Source organism: Anabaena sp. CA = ATCC 33047 (genome assembly GCF_963870205.1).
Taxonomy (GTDB): Bacteria; Cyanobacteriota; Cyanobacteriia; order Cyanobacteriales; family Nostocaceae; genus Trichormus.
In genome coordinates this window covers 122,250-147,735 of record NZ_CAWMSA010000005.1, presented here as the reverse complement: position 1 = coordinate 147,735, position 25,486 = coordinate 122,250, and the positions used below count along the sequence as shown (strand labels likewise).

Annotated in this window: 17 protein-coding genes; 8 read left to right on the top strand and 9 right to left on the bottom strand. The window is 40.7% G+C overall.

Translation table 11 applies throughout. The features are described from left to right. Window positions 1-118 precede the first annotated feature (118 nt). From AACS98_RS02210 to AACS98_RS02185, 6 genes are all read right to left on the bottom strand, one after another. A complete protein-coding gene (locus tag AACS98_RS02210; RefSeq protein WP_084386865.1) occupies window positions 119-739 on the bottom strand; it encodes an exopolysaccharide biosynthesis protein in 621 nt (206 codons plus the stop codon). Window positions 740-948: 209 nt separating this feature from the next. Further along, window positions 949-1,824, bottom strand: a complete 876-nt coding sequence (locus AACS98_RS02205; protein ID WP_066375904.1) for a lipid kinase — start codon at window positions 1,822-1,824, stop codon at window positions 949-951. Window positions 1,825-2,323: 499 nt separating this feature from the next. Next, complete coding sequence (locus AACS98_RS02200; protein ID WP_066375789.1) at window positions 2,324-3,193, bottom strand: nitrate ABC transporter ATP-binding protein; 870 nt, start codon at window positions 3,191-3,193, stop codon at window positions 2,324-2,326. 169 nt (window positions 3,194-3,362) lie between these two features. Beyond that, complete coding sequence (locus tag AACS98_RS02195; RefSeq protein WP_066375787.1) at window positions 3,363-5,366, bottom strand: ABC transporter ATP-binding/substrate-binding protein; 2,004 nt, start codon at window positions 5,364-5,366, stop codon at window positions 3,363-3,365. A gap of 111 nt (window positions 5,367-5,477) precedes the next feature. After that, entirely contained in the window at window positions 5,478-6,317 is an 840-nt protein-coding gene (ntrB, locus tag AACS98_RS02190; protein ID WP_066375784.1) for a nitrate ABC transporter permease, read from the bottom strand. A 206-nt stretch (window positions 6,318-6,523) separates the two neighbouring features. Beyond that, the gene (locus AACS98_RS02185; RefSeq protein ID WP_066375777.1) at window positions 6,524-7,906 is read right to left on the bottom strand and encodes a CmpA/NrtA family ABC transporter substrate-binding protein; all 1,383 of its coding nucleotides are present in this window, start codon (window positions 7,904-7,906) and stop codon (window positions 6,524-6,526) included. 726 nt (window positions 7,907-8,632) lie between these two features. Here AACS98_RS02185 and AACS98_RS02180 point away from each other — a divergent pair. The 3 genes from AACS98_RS02180 (at window position 8,633) to AACS98_RS02170 (ending at window position 16,634) form a co-directional block, all read left to right on the top strand. Then, on the top strand, window positions 8,633-10,090 hold the full coding sequence (locus AACS98_RS02180; RefSeq protein WP_066375775.1) for a protein adenylyltransferase SelO: 1,458 nt from the start codon (window positions 8,633-8,635) through the stop codon (window positions 10,088-10,090). A gap of 444 nt (window positions 10,091-10,534) precedes the next feature. Beyond that, window positions 10,535-15,649, top strand: coding sequence for a PAS domain S-box protein (locus AACS98_RS02175; protein ID WP_066375901.1), 5,115 nt, complete (start codon window positions 10,535-10,537; stop codon window positions 15,647-15,649). Between the two features lies 1 nt (window position 15,650). Further along, window positions 15,651-16,634 (top strand): response regulator, encoded by a 984-nt coding sequence (locus AACS98_RS02170; protein ID WP_066375774.1) that lies wholly within the window; start codon window positions 15,651-15,653, stop codon window positions 16,632-16,634. A gap of 40 nt (window positions 16,635-16,674) precedes the next feature. Here the strand turns inward: AACS98_RS02170 and AACS98_RS02165 are convergent, their stop codons facing one another. Further along, window positions 16,675-17,577 (bottom strand): S1 RNA-binding domain-containing protein, encoded by a 903-nt coding sequence (locus AACS98_RS02165; protein WP_066375772.1) that lies wholly within the window; start codon window positions 17,575-17,577, stop codon window positions 16,675-16,677. Window positions 17,578-17,645: 68 nt separating this feature from the next. Next, a complete protein-coding gene (locus AACS98_RS02160; protein ID WP_066375770.1) occupies window positions 17,646-18,395 on the bottom strand; it encodes a dienelactone hydrolase family protein in 750 nt (249 codons plus the stop codon). A gap of 215 nt (window positions 18,396-18,610) precedes the next feature. Between AACS98_RS02160 and AACS98_RS02155 the strand changes: the two genes are divergently transcribed. Then, on the top strand, window positions 18,611-19,594 hold the full coding sequence (locus tag AACS98_RS02155; RefSeq protein WP_066375895.1) for a GntR family transcriptional regulator: 984 nt from the start codon (window positions 18,611-18,613) through the stop codon (window positions 19,592-19,594). 126 nt (window positions 19,595-19,720) lie between these two features. On the opposite strand, the gene AACS98_RS02150 is transcribed toward AACS98_RS02155, so the two are convergent. Next, window positions 19,721-21,166, bottom strand: a complete 1,446-nt coding sequence (locus AACS98_RS02150; protein ID WP_066375765.1) for a hypothetical protein — start codon at window positions 21,164-21,166, stop codon at window positions 19,721-19,723. Between AACS98_RS02150 and AACS98_RS02145 the strand changes: the two genes are divergently transcribed. From AACS98_RS02145 to AACS98_RS02130, 4 genes are all read left to right on the top strand, one after another. Next, window positions 21,147-22,016 carry an AAA-like domain-containing protein gene (locus AACS98_RS02145; protein WP_232317100.1) on the top strand — a complete coding sequence of 290 codons (870 nt, stop codon included), beginning with the start codon at window positions 21,147-21,149 and terminating at the stop codon, window positions 22,014-22,016. The two genes, AACS98_RS02150 and AACS98_RS02145, sit on opposite strands and share 20 nt — an antisense overlap. A 45-nt stretch (window positions 22,017-22,061) precedes the next feature. Continuing rightward, entirely contained in the window at window positions 22,062-24,185 is a 2,124-nt protein-coding gene (locus tag AACS98_RS02140; protein WP_066375763.1) for an AAA-like domain-containing protein, read from the top strand. 21 nt (window positions 24,186-24,206) lie between these two features. Then, complete coding sequence (locus AACS98_RS02135) at window positions 24,207-24,740, top strand: GNAT family N-acetyltransferase (RefSeq protein ID WP_066375762.1); 534 nt, start codon at window positions 24,207-24,209, stop codon at window positions 24,738-24,740. 68 nt (window positions 24,741-24,808) lie between these two features. Next, complete coding sequence (locus AACS98_RS02130) at window positions 24,809-25,483, top strand: nitroreductase family protein (RefSeq protein WP_066375760.1); 675 nt, start codon at window positions 24,809-24,811, stop codon at window positions 25,481-25,483. The last annotated feature ends 3 nt before the right edge of the window (window positions 25,484-25,486 follow it).

Here is a 25,486-nt window from a genome sequence, read left to right as displayed (position 1 = left end):
CTCATGAGCAACCACTGGCTAGTAATTCTTCCTGATGTTACATAAATCTGAATGAATAGATAAGTTAAGTAGATGCACCTTAAGAAAAACAAGCCCCTGAGTTTTTAGCTAGGGGCTTTTATCTAAAAATAGATGGTAATAAGCTAGGTGCTAACCACAAGGCATAACCGATAAATCCAAATAGCATGGTAATTAAGATAGTGAGGCCATAGCTGATCCAAATTAATAAGCCATCGGATTCAATGGTAGCGACTGCTAAAAGTAAAATTCCGACTGTGGGGATGGGATTAGTTAAGGGAACTGGTAACATCAGTAATAATGTTAACCAAGAGATACACAAGCCATTGATCCGCCAAGTCAAATCATAATTAGCGATTTTTGTCAAGCGGGGACGGGCAATTTTTTCTAAGACTTTGGTAACACGGCGCAGGTTTTGTAGAAGTACCTGAGCAAAGGAGCGAGGGAATTTATAGCGGGCGATGCGTTTAGGTAGCCAAGGCGATCGCCGACCGAGTATCATCTGTACAGACAAGCATAAACAAGCCGCACCAAAAGGCCCTGTTAACCCTGGTGGCATAGGCAACAAAAAGGGCAGAACTAATAACGTAATGACTAAACTAAAACCCCGTTCAGATGTTTCCGCCAGAATTTCACCAAGAGACAGAGGTTCTTGGGCTAGACGTTGTAGCAATAACTTAATATCTTGAGAAAATCTCAGGTGTATTTGGTGTGAGTCCATCTGAGTTTTCACAGTACCCCGCTTGACTTACCTAAAAGACACTTCAAGTTAAATACAAATGCACCCGGCACTATTCCTGAATATATCAAATTTTTGAGTAACATTGCAGAGATAGTCATTAGTTATTAGTCATTAGTCATTGGTCATTGGTCATTAGTCATTGGTCATTGGTCATTCTCTCCTCGCACCCCTACACCCCTACACTTCTGTTACACTGGTGGAACAAAAACAGCCACAGCTTTCGGGATGACGCGGAAATGAGCAGGGGTGTAAGTGGTAATTTCGCCATCGGTGTTGATAGGACGGGGTTTACGAGTGTAGACTTCAATTTCTTGTCCATGTAAAGCGCGGACATTTTGCCGATGAATATGTCTACCTTTGCGGATAGCAGGTAGCAAGGGTATAATTTGCCACCACTTTTTAATTTCTAAACTATAAAGGTCAAGTCTTTGGTCATCAATTTTGGCATCATGGACTACAGCCATACCACCACCATAGTAGCGACCATTGCCGACAGCGATTTGTACTGTTTTGACGCGATATGATTGACCATTCATGCGAATTTCGGCACTAAAGGGGCGAGACTCCCAAATTACTTGTAATGCAGTCGCAGCATAGGCAAAGACACCCCAGCGTCGTTTAATTTTTTTCGTCAATTTTTGCGTAATTTTGACACTCAAACCCAAACTAGCAACATTAAAAAAATGTTTACCATTTACCCAACCTAAATCAATGCGCCGCAATTCACCATGAGCAATTATTTCACAGGCTTCCTGTAGAGAGTTAGTAATTCCTAAAGTTCTAGCTAAATCATTAGCAGTTCCTAAAGGTAAAACTCCCAAGGGTAATTGAGTTTCTACCAAAGCATCTACTACCGCATTGAGAGTACCATCACCACCGCCAACTATTACTAAGTCAACTTGATTTTTATATTGATGTATAATTTGAGCTAAATGTGAGGGGTGTTCTGTTGATTCTTCAATTAATTGAAAGCCGAGATTTTTTAAGCAATTAATCGCTTCTAAGAGACGTTTTTGACCGTGGCGAGCATGATGATTTATTAACAGCAGTGCGCGGTTATTCATGGGGCGTACTTTTTGAAGGCAATATGAAGAATTATCCACAACCATCTACACTGCTCACTTTTTACTTACATACTAAAACTTTTTTGTTGCTTAAGTAACAAAAAAACTTATGACAGTCATCTGGCGTAATCTAGCTTAACTTGATTATCTTTATATGTGTCTACGACTGGGTATCAAAAAGAAAACATAGAAGGAAAGATAGTTTTAATTAATTAATCTTGTTGTGATTATCTAAAATTTAGATTCAGAATACTTTTTATATGTCAATCCACCTTGAGAAATATTTACATTTATTTATAGTGATGAAATTATAATTTACATAGATAAAACCTCATAATTAAGAATTGTTGAAAAAACAACTAAACACCGATGATTTATCGGCGTTTATCTATAGTTGATTGATTATAAAAAGAAAAGGGCAAAAGATAAACAGCAAAATGACCAAATTTTACATTTTATCTTTTACCCTGATCCCAATTGTGGTCATCTGGGAACACTGTTAACCGACATCATCGTGGGCAAACCGGTTAAAGAGGAAATCAAGCGCATAGTTACGCAGCTTGTAATATTGTGGATCTTCCATAATGCGGGCGCGATCGCGTGGACGAGAAAAAGGAATTTCCATCACCTCACCAATCTTCGCGTGTGGGCCATTAGTCATCATCACTAACTTATCTGCCAAAAACAACGCCTCATCGATATCGTGAGTAATCATCAACACCGTACAGCGATTTTCATTCCAAATTTTCAGCAGTTCTTCCTGTAACTCCTCCTTAGTAATCGCGTCTAACGCGCCAAAAGGCTCATCTAAAATCAACACCTTGGGACGAATAGCCAAAGCGCGAGCAATAGAAACCCGTTGTCGCATACCGCCGGACATTTGGGTAGGTTTCTTCTCCATCGCATCAGATAAACCCACCATTGCCAAATGTTCCCGAACAATAGCCCGTTTTTCAGCTTCCATCTTGTTGGGGTAAACAGCATTAACAGCTAAATAGATATTTTCAAAAGCAGTACGCCAAGGTAACAAAGCATAATTTTGAAACACCACCATTCTATCGGGGCCAGGCTTAGTAATTGGTTGACCCTCCAATAAAACTTGCCCAGTAGTAGGAGTAGCGAACCCCGACACCATATTTAGCAGAGTAGATTTACCACAACCAGAGTGACCGATAACACAAATAAACTCACCCTGTTCCACATTCAAGTTAACACCATCAAGAACAGTAAAAGGGCCTTTCTTAGTCGGATATACCTTAGTAACGTCTTGAATTTCTAAGAAACTTCTATGACCCTGATTACCAACACCTAAAGCTCTTCCCTGTCTATCTCTAGTAAATTCAGTAACATTTGAATTACGGCTTGCCATAGTATTAACCGAGTAATAGATTGAAAACTTGACTTAATTCCGAAAAAAACATGGAATAGAGAGCATCCGAAATTGGCGACCATAAACCTCCGCGTACCTCCGCGTTTACCTCCGCGTACCTCTGCGTTTAAAAATCAACTCAAACCTCGCGACACTCTCTCATCCTCATTTACGCCACTCGTCTAGTTGGAGAGTCAAGAATAACCTCCGCAACTGAAACATCACGCTTAATCCTCAAACTGTTGAGATAAGCAAGAGGATCATCAGCATTAAACGGAGTACCATCAAATAACTGAATAGGTTGACGAGTATAGCTAACATCCAAACCTAACTCTCTAGCAGCAGTGCTGAAAACACGCACACTGCAAACTCTCTCCACAACTTCTACCCAGTTTCGAGGGAAGGGAGTATCACCCCAACGCGCCAATTGACTCATAATCCAAATTTGTTCAGTACGGCTGGGGCGATTAATTGCCGACTCAGAATAGAATTGATGGTGAGCATACTGCCGCAGTGGATGGTCTAAACTACAGGCAACCGAATCGGGGTCTTCCAGTTGGATATACTCTAAATCAGTGCTGACGTAATCTCGACCTGCAACAATACGTCTAATTTCTTCGGCGTTGTTCGGGTCTGCACAATATTGGCAAGCTTCCAGCAAAGCTTTAGTTAGAGCAATATAAGTATTAGGATAAGCTTCCGCCCAATCTTCGCGCACACCCAGAACTTTACCGGGATGTCCCAACCAAACTTCTAAGTCTGTGGCGATAGTAAAGCCCACACCTTCCTCAGTCGCGCGGTAGTTCCAAGGTTCACCAACACAGTAACCGTCAATGCTAGCAGCTTGTAAGTCAGCGACCATCTGGGCGGGAGGGATAGTTTTCATGTCCACATCTATATCAGGGTCAATTCCCCCAGCCGCTAGCCAATAGCGTAGCAGTAAGTTGTGCATTGATGCGGGATGTACTACCCCCATGATGTGGCGTTGGTCACGGGTACGCAACAGATAATCTTTGAAGTCAGATAAAGTACGCACACCTTGGTCATAGAAGCGTTTCGCCAAGGTGATGGCGTTACCGTTGCGGGTCATGGTGAGGGAGGTGACAACGGGGAGGGGTTGATTGTTATGTCCTCCCAATGTTAACCACATAGGCATCCCGGAAGGCATTTGTGCCGCATCGATATAACCGCCAGAGATACCATCAACGATACCGCGCCAGCTTGTTTCCCGGACTAGGTTAACTTCATCTAAACCGTGTTTGGTGAAGAAGCCTTTTTCTTTAGCGACGGCGAGGGGGGCGCAAGCGGTGAGGGGTAGGAAGCCAATGTCTAGGTTAACTTTTTCTAAGCCATGCCGAGACACAGCCGCCGTTTTTCTGGCGCGAATTTTCTTCACCCGTTTTTGTTGGTTGAGGAAGTAAATCATTTCACTCCGTAGGCTGTAATAGCTGGGGTGTTCGACTACTTCCATGCGTTTACGGGGTCGGGGGATATCAACTTCTAAGATGTCACCAATTTTAGATTCTGGGCCATTGGTGAGCATGACGATTCTATCAGATAACAGCACGGCTTCATCTACGTCATGAGTTACCATGACGGCGGTAACTTGATTTTCTTCGCAGATTTGCATTAACTGTTCTTGTAAGTTACCTCTGGTGAGGGCATCTAGTGCGCCGAAGGGTTCATCTAATAGTAGTAGTTTAGGACGAATTGCTAAGGCGCGGGCGATCGCTACCCGTTGTTTTTGTCCACCAGATAACATTCCCGGTTGTTTGTCAGCATGGGGACGCAACCCCACCATATCGATATGTTTTTCTACAACCGCCTTACGTTCACCTGCTGGCATTCCCTTCATCACGGAATCAACCGCCAGAGCAATATTTTCTCTAACTGTCCGCCAAGGTAACAAAGAATAATTTTGGAATACTACCATCCGGTCTGGGCCTGGTCTGGTAATTCTTTGTCCTTCCAGTGTCACCACACCTTCTGTTGGTAAATCCAAACCCGCAATCATATTTAATAATGTGGATTTACCACAACCAGAGTGACCAATTAAAGAAACAAATTCACCTTTTTTAATTTGCAGGTCAATTCCTTTTAAGGCAATATATTGACCGCCGCCAGTCAGATTAAATACTTTGTCAATTTGGTCAACCGCAACAAATACAGACATAGTTTTCAGGAAGTAGGGTGTAGGGTGTAGGGTGTAGGGGGGATGAGGGGGATGAGGAAGAATTTTTTCTTAATATCTAATCCTCATTCCTCAATACCCAGTCCCCAACAATTATTTCTTTTCAGTTGGTAAAATCAGGTTTTGAATCCAAGCCATGAGTTTGTCTAGTAACAAACCAACTGCACCGATGTAGACGAGTGCCAAGATAATTTCACTGATGTAGTTGTTTTGATAGGCATCCCAGATGAAAAAGCCGATACCTACGATACCTGACATAACAATTTCTGCGGCGATAATTGCCAACCAAGCTAAACCAATTGCAATTCTCAAACCTGTAAAAATGTAGGGCAAGGCAGCAGGAATGAGGATGTTCAAGAAATAGTCTTTTTTAGAAAGTTGTAGAACTTTGGCAACGTTGTTATAGTCTTGGGGAATTTCTTTCACACCGACCGCAGTGTTAATTAAAATCGGCCAAATTGCGGTGATAAAAATCACGAATAGGGCGGCGGGTTCGTTTTGGCGTAAAGCTGCCAAGGAAATAGGCACCCAAGCCAAAGGCGGTACAGTTCGCAATAACTGAAACAGAGGATCTAACGCTGTAGACATTGTTTTATTAACACCGATGACAATGCCTAAAGCAATACCAATCACAGCAGCAAAAGAGTAACCAATAGCTACCCGTTGGAGACTGGCAAAAATCTGCCAGAATAATCCTTTATCAATCCCTCCTTTATCATAAAAGGGATAAATAATCAACTCCCAAGTTTCTTGTACAACCTGAATTGGCCCTGGTAATGTTGCGCCGGGAGTCCAAGAGAATAATTGCCACAAAACTAAAAATGTAACAATAGCAATGGTGGGTGGTACAACGTTAGGTAATTGCTTTTGTAGTTGAGATACAAAGCTATTATCAAGCTTTTGGCTACCGGGTCTTTTTTGTGCTAGGGTCATGATTTGTTCCTCAGATGACTACTTTGAAAAAGGAATTGGGAGTAGATAAATAAAATCAAAATTCAAAATTACATCACTTTGATTCTGCATGATTTATTTTTGAGTTTTGATTTATTGAATATCCAATGCCCAATTCCTAATAACTAATGACCAATGACTAATGACTAATGACTAATGACCAATGACTAATGACTAATGACTAATAACTAAACACTCACTTTCTTGATTTGCAAACTCTTGAGGTATGCTTCTGGGTTTTCGGGGTCGAACTTAGCACCATCAAAAAATTCTTCTACACCACGAGATGTGCTAGTGGGAATATCAGCCGCCGCAATACCCGCTTCTTTTGCTGCTTCTTTCCAAATATCTTCGCGGTTGACTTTATCAATTAGTTGTTTAGCTTTGGCTGCATTATTTGCTATGTAATCTTTGGGTAAGAATCCCCAACGCACACTTTCGGTGATGAACCATAAATCATGACTCTTGTAAGGATAAGAAACGCTACCTTTTTCATCTTTCCAGTACAAAGCTGCCATTGATCTATCATCAATTTTGCGACCTTCACCCATGTCGTATTTACCCATAAATGGCTCGATTAAAACATCAACTGGCACGTTAAAATAAGCTCTTTGTGCCAAAATGTTAGCCATTTCTTGGCGATTATCAAAGTTATCGCACCATTGTTGAGCTTCCATGATGCCTTTTAATAAGGCTTTGGTAGCTTTGGGATTTTGGTCAACCCAATCAGCCCTCATGGCTAGATATTCTTCGGGGTGATTTTTCCAAATTTCTGCGGTTAATGCCGCCATGTAGCCTACTTTGTCTTTAACGATGCGGAAAGGCCAGGGATCGCCGGTGCTGAAAGCGTCCATTGTCCCTGTTTTCATGTTGGCGACGGTTTGCGCTGATGGGACTGTGAGCAATTTCACGTCTGCATCAGGGTCAATACCACCGGCTGCTAACCAATAGCGAATCCAGAAATCTTGGTTAACGGCGGGGAATGTTTGGGCGGCGGTGAAGGGGGTGGGTGAGGATTTGAGTTTGGAGAATACAGACTTAGCACCTGCTAGTTTTAAGCCGATGCCGCTACCTTGGTGTTTGTTGGCGATCGCAATCCCATTTCCATGTGTAATTAACTGACACAATACATACATGGGAATCTTTTGATTACCTTTGGTAATTAAACCTTCAGTAATTAAATGGGGCATAGGCATTTGCCATTGACCACCATCAATTCCACCACCAGCCGAACCAATTTCTACGTTATCTCTAGCCGCACCCCAAGAAGCTTGTTTAGAAAGTTCAACATTAGTCATCCCATACTTAGCAAAAAAGCCTTTTTCTTTGGCAATAATTAATGGCGCAGCTTCTACAATTGGGATATATCCTAACTTAACTGCGTTAGTTTCTGGGGCTTGTTCGGGACTAATATTAGCGGCTGGTTGGGCTGTTGGTGCAGATTGGCTATTCCCGCCAGTGTTAGCTTCTGGCGGATTTCCTAAACAACCTTTGAGAAACACAGCACCAGCCGATGCACCTGCTGTGATGATAAATTTCCGGCGAGAAATTTGGTTAAAAAAGTCTGACATAACATCTCCTCAACAATTGTTTTAATTTTTTTAGGCACAAAAATTTATGCAAGTAAACTTTGATGTTTCTTGCAACAGTTATAAAACTGGTCAATATATGCGGTTAGTTGCTAGCAAAGACTTTTTTACAGCAATGCTATTTATGACTAACTATTGGTAAATTGATGGCTTTATTTGGTGGTTGCTAACGTCTTTATTTCGTCAGTGAAATCAGTTTACAGGTAAAAATATCAATTTGGTTGACTCGGAACAGGCAATTATTAAATAAATATTAGATTAGAGATATAAGAAAAAATTTATCTTTGACTCTTTCAGCTCTTAGTAGCTGTCCATGTATCAAGAATTATCAATGATGACCATTGAAATCACATGACAAATTATTGTTTCAATAAACTTTATATATTGCAGATATTAGTCGCCAATTATATAAACGAGAAAACTAATGTTAACTATCAACTCAACTCTATAGGTTTAATTATTGTTTTTTTCTGATGTTTGTTTCTCTAGCCACTGTTCTCTAGCATATTAGTAGGGTGCGTCAGATATTAAAAATACGTTTATTGACAGTATTTAAACAGTCTGACGCAGCCTACAAGACACTTGTAATCTGACACTTGCGTAAGTCCTAACAGTTATCCTCAGCCTCAAAAATGTGATTTTTCCACTCACGCCGGAGTTGCTGCCAGATGTACCATTAAGGGAAGGCTCAATTACCCTTTGCTGATAATGACTTTGGCTGAAACTCCCAATACCGAAAATTCCCTCAATCCTTTTCTCACCCTGAACTATGAACCAGCATTAGCATCCTTGGGTGATGATTATTATGACGAAGTAAAAGCCGCAGAGTTTCCACAGCACATTCTGCGCTGGCGTAATGATGCACTATTACCTCAATTGCGACTCAACCCTCAAGCCGTTACCGACGAAGATTTTATCAACACCTTCGGCAAATTTCAGGGCAGTCAACCATGTCTAGCATTACGTTATCACGGTTATCAATTCGGTGAATATAATCCACAATTAGGTGATGGTAGAGGCTTTTTGTACGGACAAGTACGTGGAACTGACGGCGAACTTTACGACTTTGGTACTAAAGGTTCTGGTAGAACTCCTTATTCTCGTGGTGGCGATGGGATGCTAACACTTAAGGGTGGGGTGCGAGAAGTGTTAGCAGCAGAAGCATTACATCAGTTGGGGGTACGTACCTCTCGCTGTTTTAGCATGATTGAAACTGGTTTATCTCTGTGGCGTGGTGATGAACCTTCTCCTACCCGTTCATCTGTGATGGTGAGGATGAGTAATTCTCATATTCGGTTTGGCACTTTTGAGCGTTTACATTATTTACATCGTCCAGATTTAATTCAAAAGCTATTAGATCATGTAATTGAGCATTATTATCGAAACTTAATGAATGAAGCAGATAAATATGCGTTATTCTATGCTGAATTAGTGCAACGAGTCGCCAAACTGGTTGCACAGTGGATGGCTGCGGGTTTTTGTCATGCAGTCCTAAATACTGACAATATGTCAATTACAGGAGAAAGCTTTGACTATGGCCCTTACGCATTTATTCCTACTTACGACCCATATTTTACGGCTGCATATTTCGACTATTACAAACGTTACTGTTACGCTCATCAACCAGGTATTTGTCAATTAAATCTGGAAATGCTGCAACAACCCTTAAAGGCTATTATCCCTGAAGCTGACTTAGAAGCAGGACTTGCACAGTTTAGCGATTATTATCATGCTGAATACCAAACTTTAATGTTGAAAAAGTTGGGGTTTGAACAGTTAACCCATCCCGAAGCGCATGAGCTTTTAAGTTTAACAATTCAAGTTTTACAGCAGAGTCAAGTCGGTTATCATCAGTTTTTCTCGGAAATGGCTCGCACCTTTTCTATGAAGTGGAGAGATGAACCAGGCTGTATTCTCAACACTTCAGACTGTGTACCTGCATCTGGGGCATTACCAGTTTTTGATAATTGGTGCATACTCTACCATAAAATCTTAAATGATTTTGCTCCTGAGCAGATGGAGAGTATTGCCCAAACGCTGTCTGACTACAATCCTCAGACTGTGTTATTAAGACCTGTGATTGAATCGGTTTGGGAGCCAATTGTTGAGTCAGATAATTGGCAACCTTTTTATGAGTTAATCCAGAAAATTCAGTCTAGAAGTTAGTCAATGTCAGGGTTTTAGCATTGCTAAACCCCTACATTTGCACAGTCCGGTTTATTTCGTTCTAAATATACTACTTTTGGTAGTTGTGGAAAAAACAAAATTAAATATATATAAATAATTTTTATTCTCTAACTAAATAATAAACATACAAATATACTGCCACAGTGTATTAATTCAAATAAGCAAAATATCAAGCTATACCCTTATAATTAGTACAGTCAGCATACTAAAAAAGGGTAATTCATGCAGAAAGATAAGAATTATAGTTATCAAGAAAAAAACCAAAAAATAGAAAATAAATATAAAATTATTAGATTAACTAAAACAAGTTATATCCAAGGTGATGGAGAAAGAAAATTTACGTAATTGTCCCCTTGCTATCATTTTTTTTATTACTTTAAAACAATGATGTAAAAAAAGCTGAAGGTGCTGGAGGATGAATCAGTGTATAGGCAGCACAAATATAACATATATAAATATGTAAAATCTCTGAGAATACGGAGGTTGTTGCCGCTTCTGGTGGGTGTGAGTATCTTGGTGATAGTGGTAATAATATGGCAGAGGCTATTAGTTGCAGAGCAACTGAACATTCAAACGCTGATTCAACAACAGGCACTAGCTACCAAAACAGAATTAATTACTCAACTACAAACTCGCATTTTGGCTTTAGAGGGGATAGGGAAACATAGGCAGTATAGTGATATTCCCCAAGCAGAATGGGAATTAGAGACGGCAGCGTATGTGAAAGATTACGCCGGCTATGAGGCGATCGCCAGGGTTGATTCCTCTGGTCAGGTGCGTTGGATTATACCATCAAACAACAACCAAGCTCGCCAAAATTTTGACTTCAAGCAAGAATGGCGACGGCACACTGCTGTAGAAATTGCACGCAACAGCCGGCAAACTACTTTAACTACTGCAATTAACCTTGTACAAGGTGGGCAGGGATTTGTAGCTTGTGTACCTGTGTGGCAAGGAGATCAATTCAATGGGTTTATTTTAGGAGTGTTGCCGCCCAGGCGATTAAATTCGGTTTTACAGATACCACAAAGTTATCAAATCAGAATCTTTGCCGAACAACAGTTGATTTACGGCTCAGATTTACCAGCAAAAGAGCATTCATTATGGCAGCAGAATCTAGACATTAACTGGTATGGAGTCAACTGGAAATTAGAAGTTTATCCTACTGTTGAGTTACTCAGAGATTTGCAAACACCTCTACCGACATTTGTATTGTTGACAGGAATATTAGCGGCGGGAGCAATCACATTGTTAACTTATTTTACCCAAGCTAGCAAAATCAACAATACTAAACTAGCAGCCCTCAATCAAGAACTAACTCAAACAATAGAAACACAAAAACAAATAGAAATTGCTTTACGTGCCAGTGAAACGGGGTGGCGACAGTTAATAGAAACAGTCAAAGTTATCCCTTGGGAATTAGACTTGCAAACTTGGCGTTTTACCTATGTGGGGCCACAAGCCGAAACTGTATTAGAATATCCCGTGGCAAAATGGTATGAGGAAAATTTTTGGATTAATCATTTACATCCCCATGACAGAGAAAAGGCTTTGAGTATTTGCCAACAAGCAGTTCTCAGAGGCGAAAATCACGAAATGGAATATCGGATGTTAGCAGCTGACGGCAGAGTTGTCTGGTTGCGAGACATTGTGAGTATAGTGCAAACAGACAACACCCCGGTAAAACTTAGGGGTTTCATGTTTGATATTACTGACTTGAAACTTGTAGAAGAAAACTTGAGACTACGGGAGAGGGCATTGACGGCTACGATTAACGGCATTGTGATTGTCGATGCCAGACTCGCGAATAATCCCATCATTTATGTTAACTCTGCCTTTGAAAAAATCACTGGCTACTGCGCTCAGGATGTGATTGGGCGGAATTGTCGCTTTTTGCAAGGTACAGATAGAGGGCAATCAGCACTACCAGAACTACGTCAAGCTCTAAAATTAGGTAAGGATTGCAAAGTGATTTTGCGAAACTACCGCAAAGATGGCAGTTTATTTTGGAACGAATTAAGTATTTCTCCTATCTATGACGAACAAGGTAAGTTAACCCACTTTTTGGGTATTCAAACAGATATTAGCGATCGCCAAACAGCAGAAATGGCACTACGTCGGCAAGCCCTCACCTTTGCCAATATCTATGATGCCGTTATCATCACTGATTTGGATGGTAAAATTATAGACTGGAATCCTGCGGCTGAGAGAATTTTTGGCTATACCAAAGCCGAGATTTGTGAACAATCTATCAGCATTTTACATCAATCTGAAAAAGACACAGTTTTGAATGCTGCCATCCTGGAAGATATTAATCAACATGGACGCTGGAGAAGTGAGATTAACTTTATTCGCAAAGATGGTAGCACTGGAGTTTGTGAAACTACTATAGTAGCCTTGCAAGATGAACAGAGGCAGATTATTGCAACTATTAGTGTAAATCGTGACATTACTGAACGTAAACAAGCAGAAACATTACTACGTCAGAGTGAAGAACGCTTCCAAGCATTCATGAATCATAGCCCTACACCTGTTTGGATTACAGATACTAATGGCACAATTCTTTATTTAAGCGAAACGTATCGGCGCGCTTTTAAATTACCCCTATCAGAACTCATCGGTAAAAATATTGTGGACTTTTATCAACCACAATTTGCTCAACCCTGTCTTGATACCATCCGCAGGGTAGCGCGCACCCAGAAAGTGATTGAAGCTGTGGAGTCTGTACCAGCCTGTAACGGTAAGGTGCGAGATTTTTTAGTGTATAAATTTCCCATTGCCAATCCACCAGGGGAACAGTGTCTAGTGGGGGGAATTGCGATTGATATTACCGCACGTAAACGAGCCGAAGAAGCACTGCAAAGACAGTTAAACCGGACATTGTTGCTGGAAAAAATCACCCAGAAAATTCGCCAAAGTCTTGACACTCAAGAAATATTTGAGACTGCTGCCACTCAAATTGGGCAAGCTTTTGCAGTTGATCGCTGTCTGATTCATGCTTACATTAGTGAGCCAGTTCCCCAGATTCCCCTAGTCGCAGAATATAGCATTGTACCTCATCCTGGCTTAATGAAAAAATTGGAAGTGCCGATGGTGGGAAACCCTCATATTATCGAAATAATGTCCCATGATCGGGCGATCGCTTCTCCCAATGTCTACCAAGATCCCTTACTTGAGTCAGTCTACCAAATTTGTAGTCAATTGGGGCTAAAGTCCATGTTAGCCATCCGCACCTCTTATCAAGGAAAACCCAATGGTGCGATTGGTTTACACCAGTGTAGGCATTTCCGACAGTGGACTCCAGAAGAAATTGAACTGTTAGAAGCAGTCGCCGCACAGTTGGGCATAGCCTTAGCCCACGCTCATTTACTAGAGCAAGAAACCCGACAACGAGAAGAACTCACAGTCAAAAACTTTGCCTTAGAACAGGCTAAACGGGCAGCAGAAACCGCTAACCGCACCAAAAGCGAATTTTTAGCAATGATGAGCCATGAAATTCGCACCCCCATGAATGCGGTAATTGGGATGACGGAACTACTGCTAAATACTGAATTGACAAGCCAGCAACAAGATTTTGTCGAAACTATCCTCACTAGCAGCGAAGCTTTGCTCACCATCATCAATGACATTTTAGATTTGTCTAAAATTGAGTCGGGTAAGTTAGAACTAGAAGCCCAAGCTTTTGACTTCAGAAAGTGTGTAGAGCAAGTAATTGATTTATTAGCTCCCAAAGCTGCCCAAAAAGATATTGAACTGGCTTATCTAATTTATCCGCAAGTTCCCACCCAGATAGTCGGTGATTTAACTCGTCTGCGCCAAATCATCATGAACTTACTCAACAATGCGATTAAGTTTACTGAACAAGGCGAGGTTGTACTGTCTGTACGTGCTGCCCCACTGACAACTCACAAAGCCAAAAACTACTGTCAAATTCTCTTCACTATTAAAGATACAGGGATTGGCATCCCAAAAGATAAAATGGGGAGGTTATTTCAAGCTTTTGTACAAGCGGATGCTTCCATGACGCGCAAATATGGAGGTACAGGACTAGGGCTAGTAATTAGCAAACGTTTAGGCGAGATGATGGGTGGTTATCTTTGGGTAGAAAGTCAAGGCTGTGTTGGCGGTAATCCCCCTCCCCAATGGCAAGTTAAACAGCCAGTGTTATCTACCCTTGCTGAACCTGGTTCTATTTTTTACTTTGCGATGACTGCCCCAGTGGTGGCTGATGCAGATGCCAATGAATTGACAGCAACTGCCCCCAATCATCTGCGGGGTAAGCGGTTGTTAGTCGTTGATAATCATGCGACTAACCGCAAAATTCTGCAATTACAAACTCAGCTTTGGCAAATGCAAACCTATACAGCCGAATCCGGTGCAGCTGCTTTAGCTTTACTTGAGCAGGGGATACAGTTTGATATTGCTATTTTGGATCTGCAAATGCCAGAAATGGACGGACTCGCTTTGGCGCGGGAAATCCGCCAGCGTTCTGGTGATGAATATTTACCTTTAGTCATGCTCACATCTTGGGGTGAGCTAAATCCTGAAAGCGAGTGCAGTCAACTGGGTGTTGTTGCCTATCTGCATAAACCCATTAAACAGTCTCAACTGTATCATGTCCTGACCCGTGCTTTAGAAAATCAGCCGATGCGGGCTAGTGTTCCTGTTGCTCATCCTCCCCAAATTAATCAGCAAATATCATTGCGAATTTTGTTAGCAGAGGACATCGTTCTTAATCAAAAAGTGGCTTTACTGATGCTGAAAAAAATGGGTTATCGGGCAGATGTGGTAGCTAATGGCTTAGAAGTGCTAGCAGCTTTGCAACATCAACCTTACGATGTGGTGTTGATGGATGTGAATATGCCGGAAATGGATGGACTAGAAACCAGTCGCCGCATCCGCGAAATGGGGTATCGTCCATACATTATTGCCATGACTGCCAATGCGATGCACGGCGATCGCGAAGCTTGTCTAGCTGCTGGTATGAATGACTACATTACAAAACCCCTACAAATCGAGGAATTAACCAAAGTTCTCCGCAAATATCAGCCCGGTGACTATAATTTAGCACCTCAGAATCTCTCTGCGCCAACCGCTTCTGCTACCGATGAGTTGTTCTCTCAACAGCAACTCCCTGCACAGACCAGTGAGCAAAACCAGATGCTCTCCCAGACAAATCTTGTAAATCAGGAAACAATAGACACTGGTATACTCAAAGAATTACGTAAAATGCTGGGAGGTGAATCAAAAGTATTTGCTGAATTAATTAATTGTTACCTGACGGAAGCCCCCAGGTTAATCCAAGATATTAAAGTAGCGATAAATACGAATGATGCCGAAACCCTCTGGAAAACGGCTCATAAATTCAAATCTAGTAGTGGCTCAGTGGGTGCTGTATTATTGGCACAACTTTGCAAGCAGCTAGAAAATCAGGGACGGAGCAAAAATTTGACAGGAATGGCAGAAATCTACTCACAATTATCTCAAGAGTATGAGCAAGTTAAGGCGGTTTTGCAAAGAGAAATGAGCCAGGAGTGATATGAACAATGATTTTCAAGAAGATCAATCTTTAATTCTCATTGTTGATGATGAACCTTTCATTCGCGCACAACTGCGGCTGTCTCTACAATGTGAGGGCTATAGAACAGTTGAAGCTCAAGATGGCAATCAAGCTTTAACTGTTTTAAAGAAAGTGACTCCAGATTTAATTCTTCTAGATGCCATCATGCCAGATATGGATGGTTTTGAGTGCTGTACAAGTTTGCAAAATCTAGAGAGTAGCAAACATACACCAGTGTTAATGATTACAGGATTGGAGGATCAAGAATCTGTTGACCGTGCATTTGAAGTTGGTGCTATTGATTATGTCACTAAACCGATTCATTGGCCGGTGTTGCGTCAAAGGGTAAAACGCTTGATTCAACAATCTCATCTACAACACAAGTTAGAAGCAGCTAACCGGGAATTGCAACGATTGGTGACAATTGATGAGTTAACGCAAGTAGCTAACCGCCGCAGGTTTGAAGAGTATTGTTTACAAGAATGGCAGTGTATGCTGCGAGAGCAACTACCTTTGTCTCTTGTCCTTTGTGATGTGGATTTTTTCAAAGCATACAATGATACCTATGGTCATCGTGCAGGCGATCGCTGTTTACAATTAGTTGCTCAAGCCATTAAAAATAGTGTCAAGCGTTCTGTGGATTTAGTGGCGCGTTATGGTGGTGAAGAGTTCGCCGTGATTCTCCCTAGAACCGATGCCCAAGGTGCTGTTCATATTGCTATGACAATTTGTGAATCTGTGAGGGCGTTGTTAATTCCTCATAGCAGTTCTCAGATTAGTAATTATGTTACCTTGAGTGCGGGAGTAGCTACCGAAATCCCACAGCTAAATTCTGATTTTCAAGCAATTATTGATCAGGCGGATCGGGCATTATATCAAGCCAAAATTACCGGACGCGATCGCTGTCAACAATATACACAACTATCCAACTCTCAGGCTTTGTTATGGCAGTCGGAATGTTAGCGGCGATCGCTAGCTCGCGATCGCCGTTAATTTTATACTGTTATTCGGTCATCTTATTGGCGGCTCGATGCGCGCGTGCTTCTGCTGAAGCCATAACTTCCTCGAAATTTTCGAGGATTTCCCCAGGAAAATTTTCTAACACTCTGGTAGAGATAGCAACACGACCTTTACCTTCATCCAAATCAATAATTACAGCTTTAATTTCTTGACCTACTTGAAAAACTTTTTCCAACGAGTCAATAAATTTTTGACTTATTTGCTTGATGTGCAGCAAAGCACTGATACCATCTATATCAACAAACACACCAAAAGGTTTAATTGCTGTAACTTTACCTGCTACTAACTGACCAATTTCTAATAGGTTAAAGTTACTAGAACGAGCAGCTAAACGTTGGGAAAGAATCAGTTTTTTATTTTGACGGTTTACTTCTAAAAAAGCCACCGTGAGACTTTGACCTTTAAGTGCTTCTAGGTGATCACGTTCTGCCAAGTGCGATCGCGGAATAAATCCCCGCAATGATTGCAAATCGACAGTCACACCACCTTTATTTACACCTGTTACCCTCACTTGCACCGTTTGGGAATTTTCTTGCATCTGCGCCAGTTTATCCCAAATCTGCTGAAGTTCTAATTGCCGACGGGAAAGCGTGACTTGACCCTCTGCATCCTGTTCGCGGACAATTAAAAACTCTAACACCTCATTTAAGGGTAACACCTCCGACAAATCGGTAACAGTTCTCAAAGAAGCCTCATCACGGGGAATAAAAGCCGACGACTTGCCACCAATATCAACATAAGCCCCATCCGGGTCAAGTTGAAACACTTTGCCAGAAACAACTTGTCCCTTTTGAAACTGGTAGTCGTGTTTTTCTAATGCTTTAGCAAAATCGTCCATTGTAAAAGACGAATTGGCTTTTTGAGAAACTTTCGATTCGGAATTCATGACAATTGACAGGAAATTATGATTATTTGATTCGATACCACTGGAACTGTTGTATTGCCAGAAAGTCCCTATGCAGTTAGCATACTGCTAAATAGTTGCTGAACTTGCTGCCAAGCATCAGCCGCCGCTTGAGGATTATAGCTGGCACGACGGTCACAGAAAAATCCGTGGTCAGCTCCATCGTAGCGGAACACACGATGAGAAATGTTGTATTTTTCTAACTCTGTTGTAATCTGGGCTACATGGTCTGGGGGTATGCTGGCATCATTAGTACCAAAAAATACATAGATTGTACCGGCAATTTCTGAGGTATGGCTAATGGTAGGTGTGTCGCCTCCTGGACTGCGGGTGGGAATTCCAGCCCCGTAGAAGGAAGCTGTAGCTGTAATGTCTGAGAGAGTGGCAGCAAGATATGCTACATGACCACCAAAACAAAAGCCGATGCAGCCAAAACCATCTTGTTTAACTTGGGGTAGGGTTTTGAGATAGTCAATGGCTGCTTGAATATCACTTAATAATTCAGATGCTTGAGTTTGTCCCCAAGCGTATTTTCTGCCAATTTCAATATCTTCAGGGGTATAGCCGGTTTCAAAGCCAGGGGCGACACGTTGAAACAGTGCGGGTGCGATCGCCACATATCCTAATTTAGCAATTCGTTCTGTTACGTCGCGGATATGCTCATTCACGCCAAAAATTTCTTGCAATACTACCACACCAGGGTAAGTTCCTGGTGCTTGTGGCTGTGCTAAATAAGCTGCTATTTGCAGGTTATTGCTGGGGATTTTAACGGTTTTAGTTTCTAAGACTGGCTGATTCATCATCTTTAGCCTTGGTATGTGATCAAGCTCTGTGATTTGATATAACTATGCCAGTATCTCTAGTCCATTACCAAGCAAATATCAACTACCAATCATAGTAAATCCAGGGAATGGGGAGTGGGGAATGGGAAGACAAGGGAGACAAGGAAGCAGGGAAGAATGCCCAGTGCATCGATGCCCAATGCCCAATTTTAAATTTTTCAGGAGATTGGGGAATGATTCAATTCCGTATTCAGCCAGACAGTGAGATTCCCGCATCAACCCAGCTATTTAATCAACTTCGGTTTGCGATCGCATCTCGGCAATATCCACCCGGATACAAGTTACCCAGCACTAGGGCTTTAGCCATGCAAACCGGATTACACCGCAATACTATCAGTAAAGTTTATCGTCAACTCGAAGAAGATGGTTTTGTTGAAAGTTTGGCTGGTTCAGGAATTTATGTCCGCGCCCAAGGGCATGAAGGTGGTAGTAGATTACAATCACCAATATCTAAACAATATCCTGAAGCGTCCGAGGTTTTACAGCAAGCCCTTGATCAACTCCTCAGCCAAGGATGTACACTGCATCAAGCGCGAGAGATATTCTTAGCAGAAATTGACTGGCGGTTGCGGTGTAGTGCGCGGGTATTGGTGGCAGCACCCTCTCAAGATATGGGTGTGGGTGATTTAATGGTTTATGAATTAGAAGACACCTTACAAATCCCTGTACAATTGGTAGCGATTGAAGAATTAGCCGCCGTACTAGAAAAAACTACCTCAGCAACAGTAGTCACCAGTCGCTATTTTATCAATGATGTGGAGGCGATCGCCGCACCTAAATCTGTGCGGGTGATTCCTTTAGATATCTATGACTACACCAAAGAAATTAACCTCCTGAAAAACCTGCCACAAGATAACTGTGTTGGTATAGTTAGCCTCAGTTCTGGAATTAACCATCAAGCAGAAATCATCTTGCACGGTTTACGAGGTGATGATTTATTGGTGATGACGACTCAACCCACAAATACATATAAATTGCAAGCGATAGTCAAGCGATCTGAGGTGATAATTAGTGATCAAGCTAGTTTCCCGATGGTGCAAGCAGCCTTACAAGCTGCTGCTGAGGATATCATTCGTCCACCCAAGCTGATTAAAGTTGAGAATTACATCGGTACAAATTCGATTAATTTGCTGAAGCGAGAATTGGGATTAGGTTAAGGTAGAGAATGATTTAGTGGGAGCGATCGCACTCAGATATACTGATGATTCTGGAGGGCGATCGCTTACTTTTAAAAGCAAATCTATTACAGGTTTAGTATTAGTATAGTTTATTTCTAAAATCCACTAATAATACTGAACATTAGGAGAAGGGGTGACTTTATCTACAACTAAGTTGATTTTCATACCAGAAGTATAGGTTGTTCCAGAACGGGTAGTCTGTGCAATCTCAATTAGATACTCAACAGGTTCTCCTGGTTGTAGCCAAGAATCAAAGCGATCGCCTAAATTGACCTTATAAAGATTGCCCCAGACTGATAAACCTTCAGGATAGGGTGGTTTTGGTGTCAGTGGATAAGAAATTTCACTCTTCTTGGAGTCGTTTTGGTAGAGACTGATTGTGATTTTGAGTGCTTTTAACTCGCCCAGAAGTTTACCTTCATCTACAAGAGCAAAGTTACGGGCATCTCGGAAGCGATCAAAGCCTTTAAACTTAAAACGCTCCAACCGTTCAGGGTGAATACCTCCAGTAATCGCAACCACGGTTTGGTTTTGCTTGTTGGTGAGTTTGTATTCTAGTGTGCCGGGAATATCAAATTGCAGTTCTCCTGATGCTGTAATTGAGGCTCTCATCTCAGGATTTCCTAACTCTTGTGGGCGTTTAGCTGCTTGCCAAGCCACTTTAAATGAACCTTGGACGGTTTGTAACAAATTGAAAGTATCCCGAACATCATAACCAGTACCAAGTAAACTTTGTAGTCCCGCCTTTTGCAACCAATTATTTTTGAGCAGAGGAATATTTTTATCAACTAACAAGCTGATGCGATCGCTATAACTAATTTGCTCTTTGGGAATTGTTGTACCCTGTACTAACCATACCTGACCATAATTACCTGGTTGCCCATCTGCTCCTTTGCGTCCCCGTCTACCGCTTTGCCCATCCTCACAAGTATAAGTATTCCGCCGTGATAGACCAATATATTTCCAGCCGTAGCGGTAGTTTGCATCTGATTTTGGCGGTTGGGGTCGATTTTGTCTTTCATCGTAGAACGCATCACCAGAACAGCGAAATAATTTTCGTTGAACTTCTGTCCACGGGGGAGGCGTTACATTAGTTTGTTGTCTATTTCTGTTGGTTTGTGGGGGAGGCGTTACATTGATTGGTTGCGCCATCAATGCCCAGGTGCAATAGTTGATAATCCAACGGGATTGAGTGCAGTTACATCCATTACCAGCCTGACCGCCATTTCCCCCTGGGGCTGCTCTCCCGCCTCCATTACGTAACACTACATTTTTGAGTTGAGAAGGTGAGTCAAAATAAATCATGACATTTCCTCCATTACCACCATCTCCACCCTTACCGCCATTACCACCGTGACCGCCTTCAGCACCGCATACATTTACTGCTCTCTTTTTGGGTTGTTGGCATCCAGAAGCGTGTTCACCAGAGCTAGCAGATTCTCCAGCCTCGCCATCAGAGCCTGAGAGGTCAATTGTTTGTGGTTGTTGGCTAGCGCGGATTGTTTGATCAGATGCTGAGTTACCGTATAGGATTCTCGCGCAAGCACGCAATTACGGTTATCGAACAGTCCGTTTAAACCTACAGGATGTAGATGAAGTAAACTTTAGTAACTTAGATAGCTTTTTGCGTTGGTTTTGTGCTTATGTCAGCCTAGAGTTAAATATCCGCGATCGCATCCATGATTTTTGGAAACAGCCTATCGGTAGTAAAATCAGCTGTAAAACCTACTTGCAAGACTATGTATTTCAGCAAATAGACACCCCCTTAGTCTTGGCTTGTGATGAAGTAGATCGAGTTTTTCATTACCCTGAAGTTTCTCAAGGTTTTTTTGGACTACTGCGAAGCTGTCATGAAGAAGCGAATAACCGAGATATCTGGAAAAAACTGCGCCTAGTAGTAGTACATTCCACGGAAAATTATGGGCCATTAGATATTAATCATTCACCGTTTAATGTCGGAGAAGCCATTGAATTAACAGAGTTCACCCCTACCCAAGTCAAAGATTTAGCACAGCGACACCAACTTGATGGGAATGATAGTTTAGTGCAGCAACTCATGGCAATAGTAGGAGGACACCCTTATCTAGTGCGATTGGCATTTTATCATCTCGCTCAACCATCTCCAGGAAGATGGGGAAATCTACCACAATTGTTACAAGATGCACCCAGCGATGTAGGAATTTATAGTCAACATTTGCGGCGACACCTGGGAATTCTGCGGGAGAATGAAAAACTAGCAGCAGCATTCAAGCAAGTGATTAGCAACATTGACGCAGTGCCATTAGACTCAATATTAGGGTATCAACTATACAGCATGGGATTAATTAAATGGCAAAATAATCAAGTCATGCCACGCTGCGAATTGTACCGACAATATTTTACAGAACGTCTGGGAGATTAATCAATTCCAAATTACCAAAATTATATTTATATAAACTCCTAATTTATGAATTATGATACAACATTTAAGTCAGCTTTCAACTATTACAAAGTAGGCGGGAGTTTATCCCCAGAACACCCCAGCTATGTGAAGCGACAAGCAGACAAAGAATTATATGCCAGCTTAAAAAACGGAGACTTCTGTTGTGTGTTTAATTCCCGGCAAATGGGAAAATCTAGCTTGCGAGTCCAAATCAGAAAAAAGCTAGAAGCAGAAGGTATCAGGTGTACTTCAATTGATATGACAACAATAGGCAGTTCTGATCACACAGCCGAAAGTTTTTATGCAGGTATAACTTTTGAATTATGGTCTGGTTTCCTAGATGATATATCTAGCTTTTATTCCTGGTGGGAAAAACATCAAGTTTTACCACCATTGCAACGATTGAGTCAGTTTATTGATAAAGTATTGCTAACTAGATTACCCCAAAAAATTGTAATTTTTATCGACGAAATTGACAACTTAATTAATAGAGAACCTAAAGACGAATTTTTAGAATTTATTCGTGCTTGCTATAACCAACGTGCAGACAAGCCAAAATATAAAGGTTTGACATTTTGCCTTTTGGGGGTAGTCACACCATCAGATTTGAAAGATAAAAATGGCATACCTTTTAATATTGGTAGAACCATTGAGTTAGCTGGATTTAGTCTAGAAGAAGCCAAGCAATCCTTAACTAAAGGATTATTCCAAAAAGTGGATGCACCTGATCAGGTTTTACAACAGATATTATCTTGGACTGGTGGACAACCATTCCTTACACAGAAATTGTGCAAACTGATTGTAGAAAAAGAAGAAAGTAGCACGCCTAATATTGACATATTAGTTCAAAATTATATTATTAAAAATTGGGAATACTACGATGATCCAGAACATTTACGAACAATTAAAAATCGGTTACTTTTTGATAAAACACTAGCATATAAGCGGCTAAAACTGTATCATCAAATCTTACAGAATGCTCAAATTAATGCTGATGATGATTCAGAAGAAATAGCATTACGCCTATCAGGCTTAGTAGTCAAACACCAAGGCAAGCTAAAAGTTTGCAATCAAATATATAAAAATGTCTTTAACCTCGACTGGGTTGAAAAAAATTTAGCAGCACTACCACCACCATTAGATGAAAATCTTGAAACTAGAAAATCAAAAATTTTAAATTATAGCTTGCTAGTTCCTATAGCAATTATTCTGGCAGTTATCAGTTTAATTTCCCTAGGATTTTCATATATAGTTGTTGAAAGTAAACCTTGGAATCAAGCATATAATAGTAATAATTTAGGAGTTATACTTGAATGTATACGCGTCTGCTTTTTATTAACATTAGAAGTTTATGTGATATGTTCAGAATTTAGTGAAGAAACCATCCAATTTATTCAAGATAAAAAGTTTTATTTAAGGCGGAGAACCACCTGTATTGTAGGGTTTATATTTTTGCTCATGTTGCTCTTCCATCACTTATGGTATGGGCCACATCAACTACTGGGGAATAATCAAGTTGCCGCCAATGAATATTTTAATCAATATCTACTACCTTATCTATGGTATTTTCCTTACTCTTTTATTAACTTTATTATTATAGGTATTCCCTTATCTGGATTAAGTATACACGTCGTTATACAAGATTGCAATAAGCTCAGTATCAAAATCCAAAAATATAAAAGCTATCTCACTCAAATAACCAATAAAATTCAAAAGACATCTTTCCCAGCTTCTCTTCCTGACAAAAATGAGATTATCCAACAACTCAAACAAATATATTGGGATTTTAATGAAAAGATACAACGTCCCATCAACTTACTTTTAGGGATTTTAATTCTGATTTATTTTGATGCCACCTTTAGCAGAAGTACATTATCAAGTAGTGCTTACATCTGGACGCAATTGTTTTGCATATTCGGTTTTATGACACCGGGAATTGTGTTGATTTTATGGGGATTATTAGCATATCAAAAAACTTTAGCAGAGACTATTGGTGTTTTATTTAATCTAAATTTTGAATGTCCTGAAATTGAAAATAAGTATAATACATTGAATTTGTTCAGTAAAATATTGACATCAAATATTTTCTTCCGTACAATCTGCATAATTGTTGTTTTAAATATTATTTATACCCTATTAAAAAACTAATTTTTACAATTACTTTAACTTATGGTCAAAATTATTAAAAGGAAAGTTACCAAATCAGAAGCAGAGTTACTCGTCAAAGAAATCAAGTTAACACCTAACATTATGGGTTATTCCTTCAGAGAATGGATGGCAGCAGAACATATCATAGTCGCTGAAGATGAAGATGGTAAAATGTTAGGAGCCTGTTTAAATTACGACTTTGATCAACATTGGCATAAAATAGCTGCATTATTTGTCTTCGAGGAGTTTCGAGGCAGAGGTATTGGTAAACTTTTGTTTTATGAATCATATCAAGATGCTGTCAGCCGGAAAAAGAACGTATTGACAATCAGTGCGAATAAAATTGTGCTGAAAATGATGAAAGATTTAGACTTTATTATGTTGAAAAACCTATTAGATTTGCCACCAGGTGTTAATCAATATAAATTGAACTTTTATTGGCATTATATTGTCTGGCTAATGAATTTCTACAGAATTCAAGAAATAATTAGAAAAACAAAAGTTTACGGATATCTGACAAACTTTATTTACGGCATTAAGATTACTACTATTTAACCCATAGATAGAGGGTACAAGACAGAAGATAAGGGGAGAATATCAAAGAAATACACGAAGAAAAACCTATGTTTGTCGAAATGCACCCCTATATCGGTTTAATAGAAGCAATTAAACAACGTCGTGCTGCGAGAGCCTTTAAAAGCAATACCATTCCTGAAGCGATTTTACAAGAAATCCTAGAGCTAGCAGTACAAGCACCATCTGGTTTTAACCTGCAACCGTGGCGATTTATAGTAGTCAAAGAACAAAAAAATAAAGACAAACTGCAAGCTTGCGCCTTTAATCAACGCCAAGTAGGGGAAGCACCAGTTATGCTAATTTGCTGTGGTGACAGACGTGTAAAACAGAGAGAAAATATCACCTCTGTCATCCAACTAGGGGAAGCACAGGGAATTATGACACCCAGCTACGCCAACTATATGCGTGCCAACATCCCCGAATTCTTCACCAACCATCCCAGCTTTGAGACAATGGAAACTTGGACAAATCGCCACACCATGATAGCTGTAGCTTATATGATGATTGTGGCTAAAAGCTTTGGTGTTGATAGCTGCCCAATGGAAGGATTTAACACCCAACAAATCAAACAAGCATTTCAAATTCCCGAAGAAGTTGATATTTGCTGCCTATTAGCCCTTGGCTACGCTGCCGAACCCTTGAAACAATATGGCGGACGCTTTCCCATCAACCAAGTATGCTTCCAAGAAACCTATAACCAACCCCTCCAACCAAATACTTAACCC

Coding starts and splice junctions, on each gene's coding strand:
- AACS98_RS02195 (WP_066375787.1), bottom strand. CDS start 5,366: ATGTCTGTATTTGTTGCGGTTGACCAAATTGACAAAGTATTTAATCTG.
- AACS98_RS02210 (WP_084386865.1), bottom strand. CDS start 739: ATGGACTCACACCAAATACACCTGAGATTTTCTCAAGATATTAAGTTA.
- AACS98_RS02135 (WP_066375762.1), top strand. CDS start 24,207: ATGGTCAAAATTATTAAAAGGAAAGTTACCAAATCAGAAGCAGAGTTA.
- AACS98_RS02170 (WP_066375774.1), top strand. CDS start 15,651: ATGAACAATGATTTTCAAGAAGATCAATCTTTAATTCTCATTGTTGAT.
- AACS98_RS02155 (WP_066375895.1), top strand. CDS start 18,611: ATGATTCAATTCCGTATTCAGCCAGACAGTGAGATTCCCGCATCAACC.
- AACS98_RS02160 (WP_066375770.1), bottom strand. CDS start 18,395: ATGAATCAGCCAGTCTTAGAAACTAAAACCGTTAAAATCCCCAGCAAT.
- AACS98_RS02185 (WP_066375777.1), bottom strand. CDS start 7,906: ATGTCAGACTTTTTTAACCAAATTTCTCGCCGGAAATTTATCATCACA.
- AACS98_RS02200 (WP_066375789.1), bottom strand. CDS start 3,193: ATGGCAAGCCGTAATTCAAATGTTACTGAATTTACTAGAGATAGACAG.
- AACS98_RS02205 (WP_066375904.1), bottom strand. CDS start 1,824: ATGAATAACCGCGCACTGCTGTTAATAAATCATCATGCTCGCCACGGT.
- AACS98_RS02165 (WP_066375772.1), bottom strand. CDS start 17,577: ATGAATTCCGAATCGAAAGTTTCTCAAAAAGCCAATTCGTCTTTTACA.
- ntrB (WP_066375784.1), bottom strand. CDS start 6,317: ATGACCCTAGCACAAAAAAGACCCGGTAGCCAAAAGCTTGATAATAGC.
- AACS98_RS02180 (WP_066375775.1), top strand. CDS start 8,633: ATGACTTTGGCTGAAACTCCCAATACCGAAAATTCCCTCAATCCTTTT.
- AACS98_RS02140 (WP_066375763.1), top strand. CDS start 22,062: ATGAATTATGATACAACATTTAAGTCAGCTTTCAACTATTACAAAGTA.
- AACS98_RS02130 (WP_066375760.1), top strand. CDS start 24,809: ATGTTTGTCGAAATGCACCCCTATATCGGTTTAATAGAAGCAATTAAA.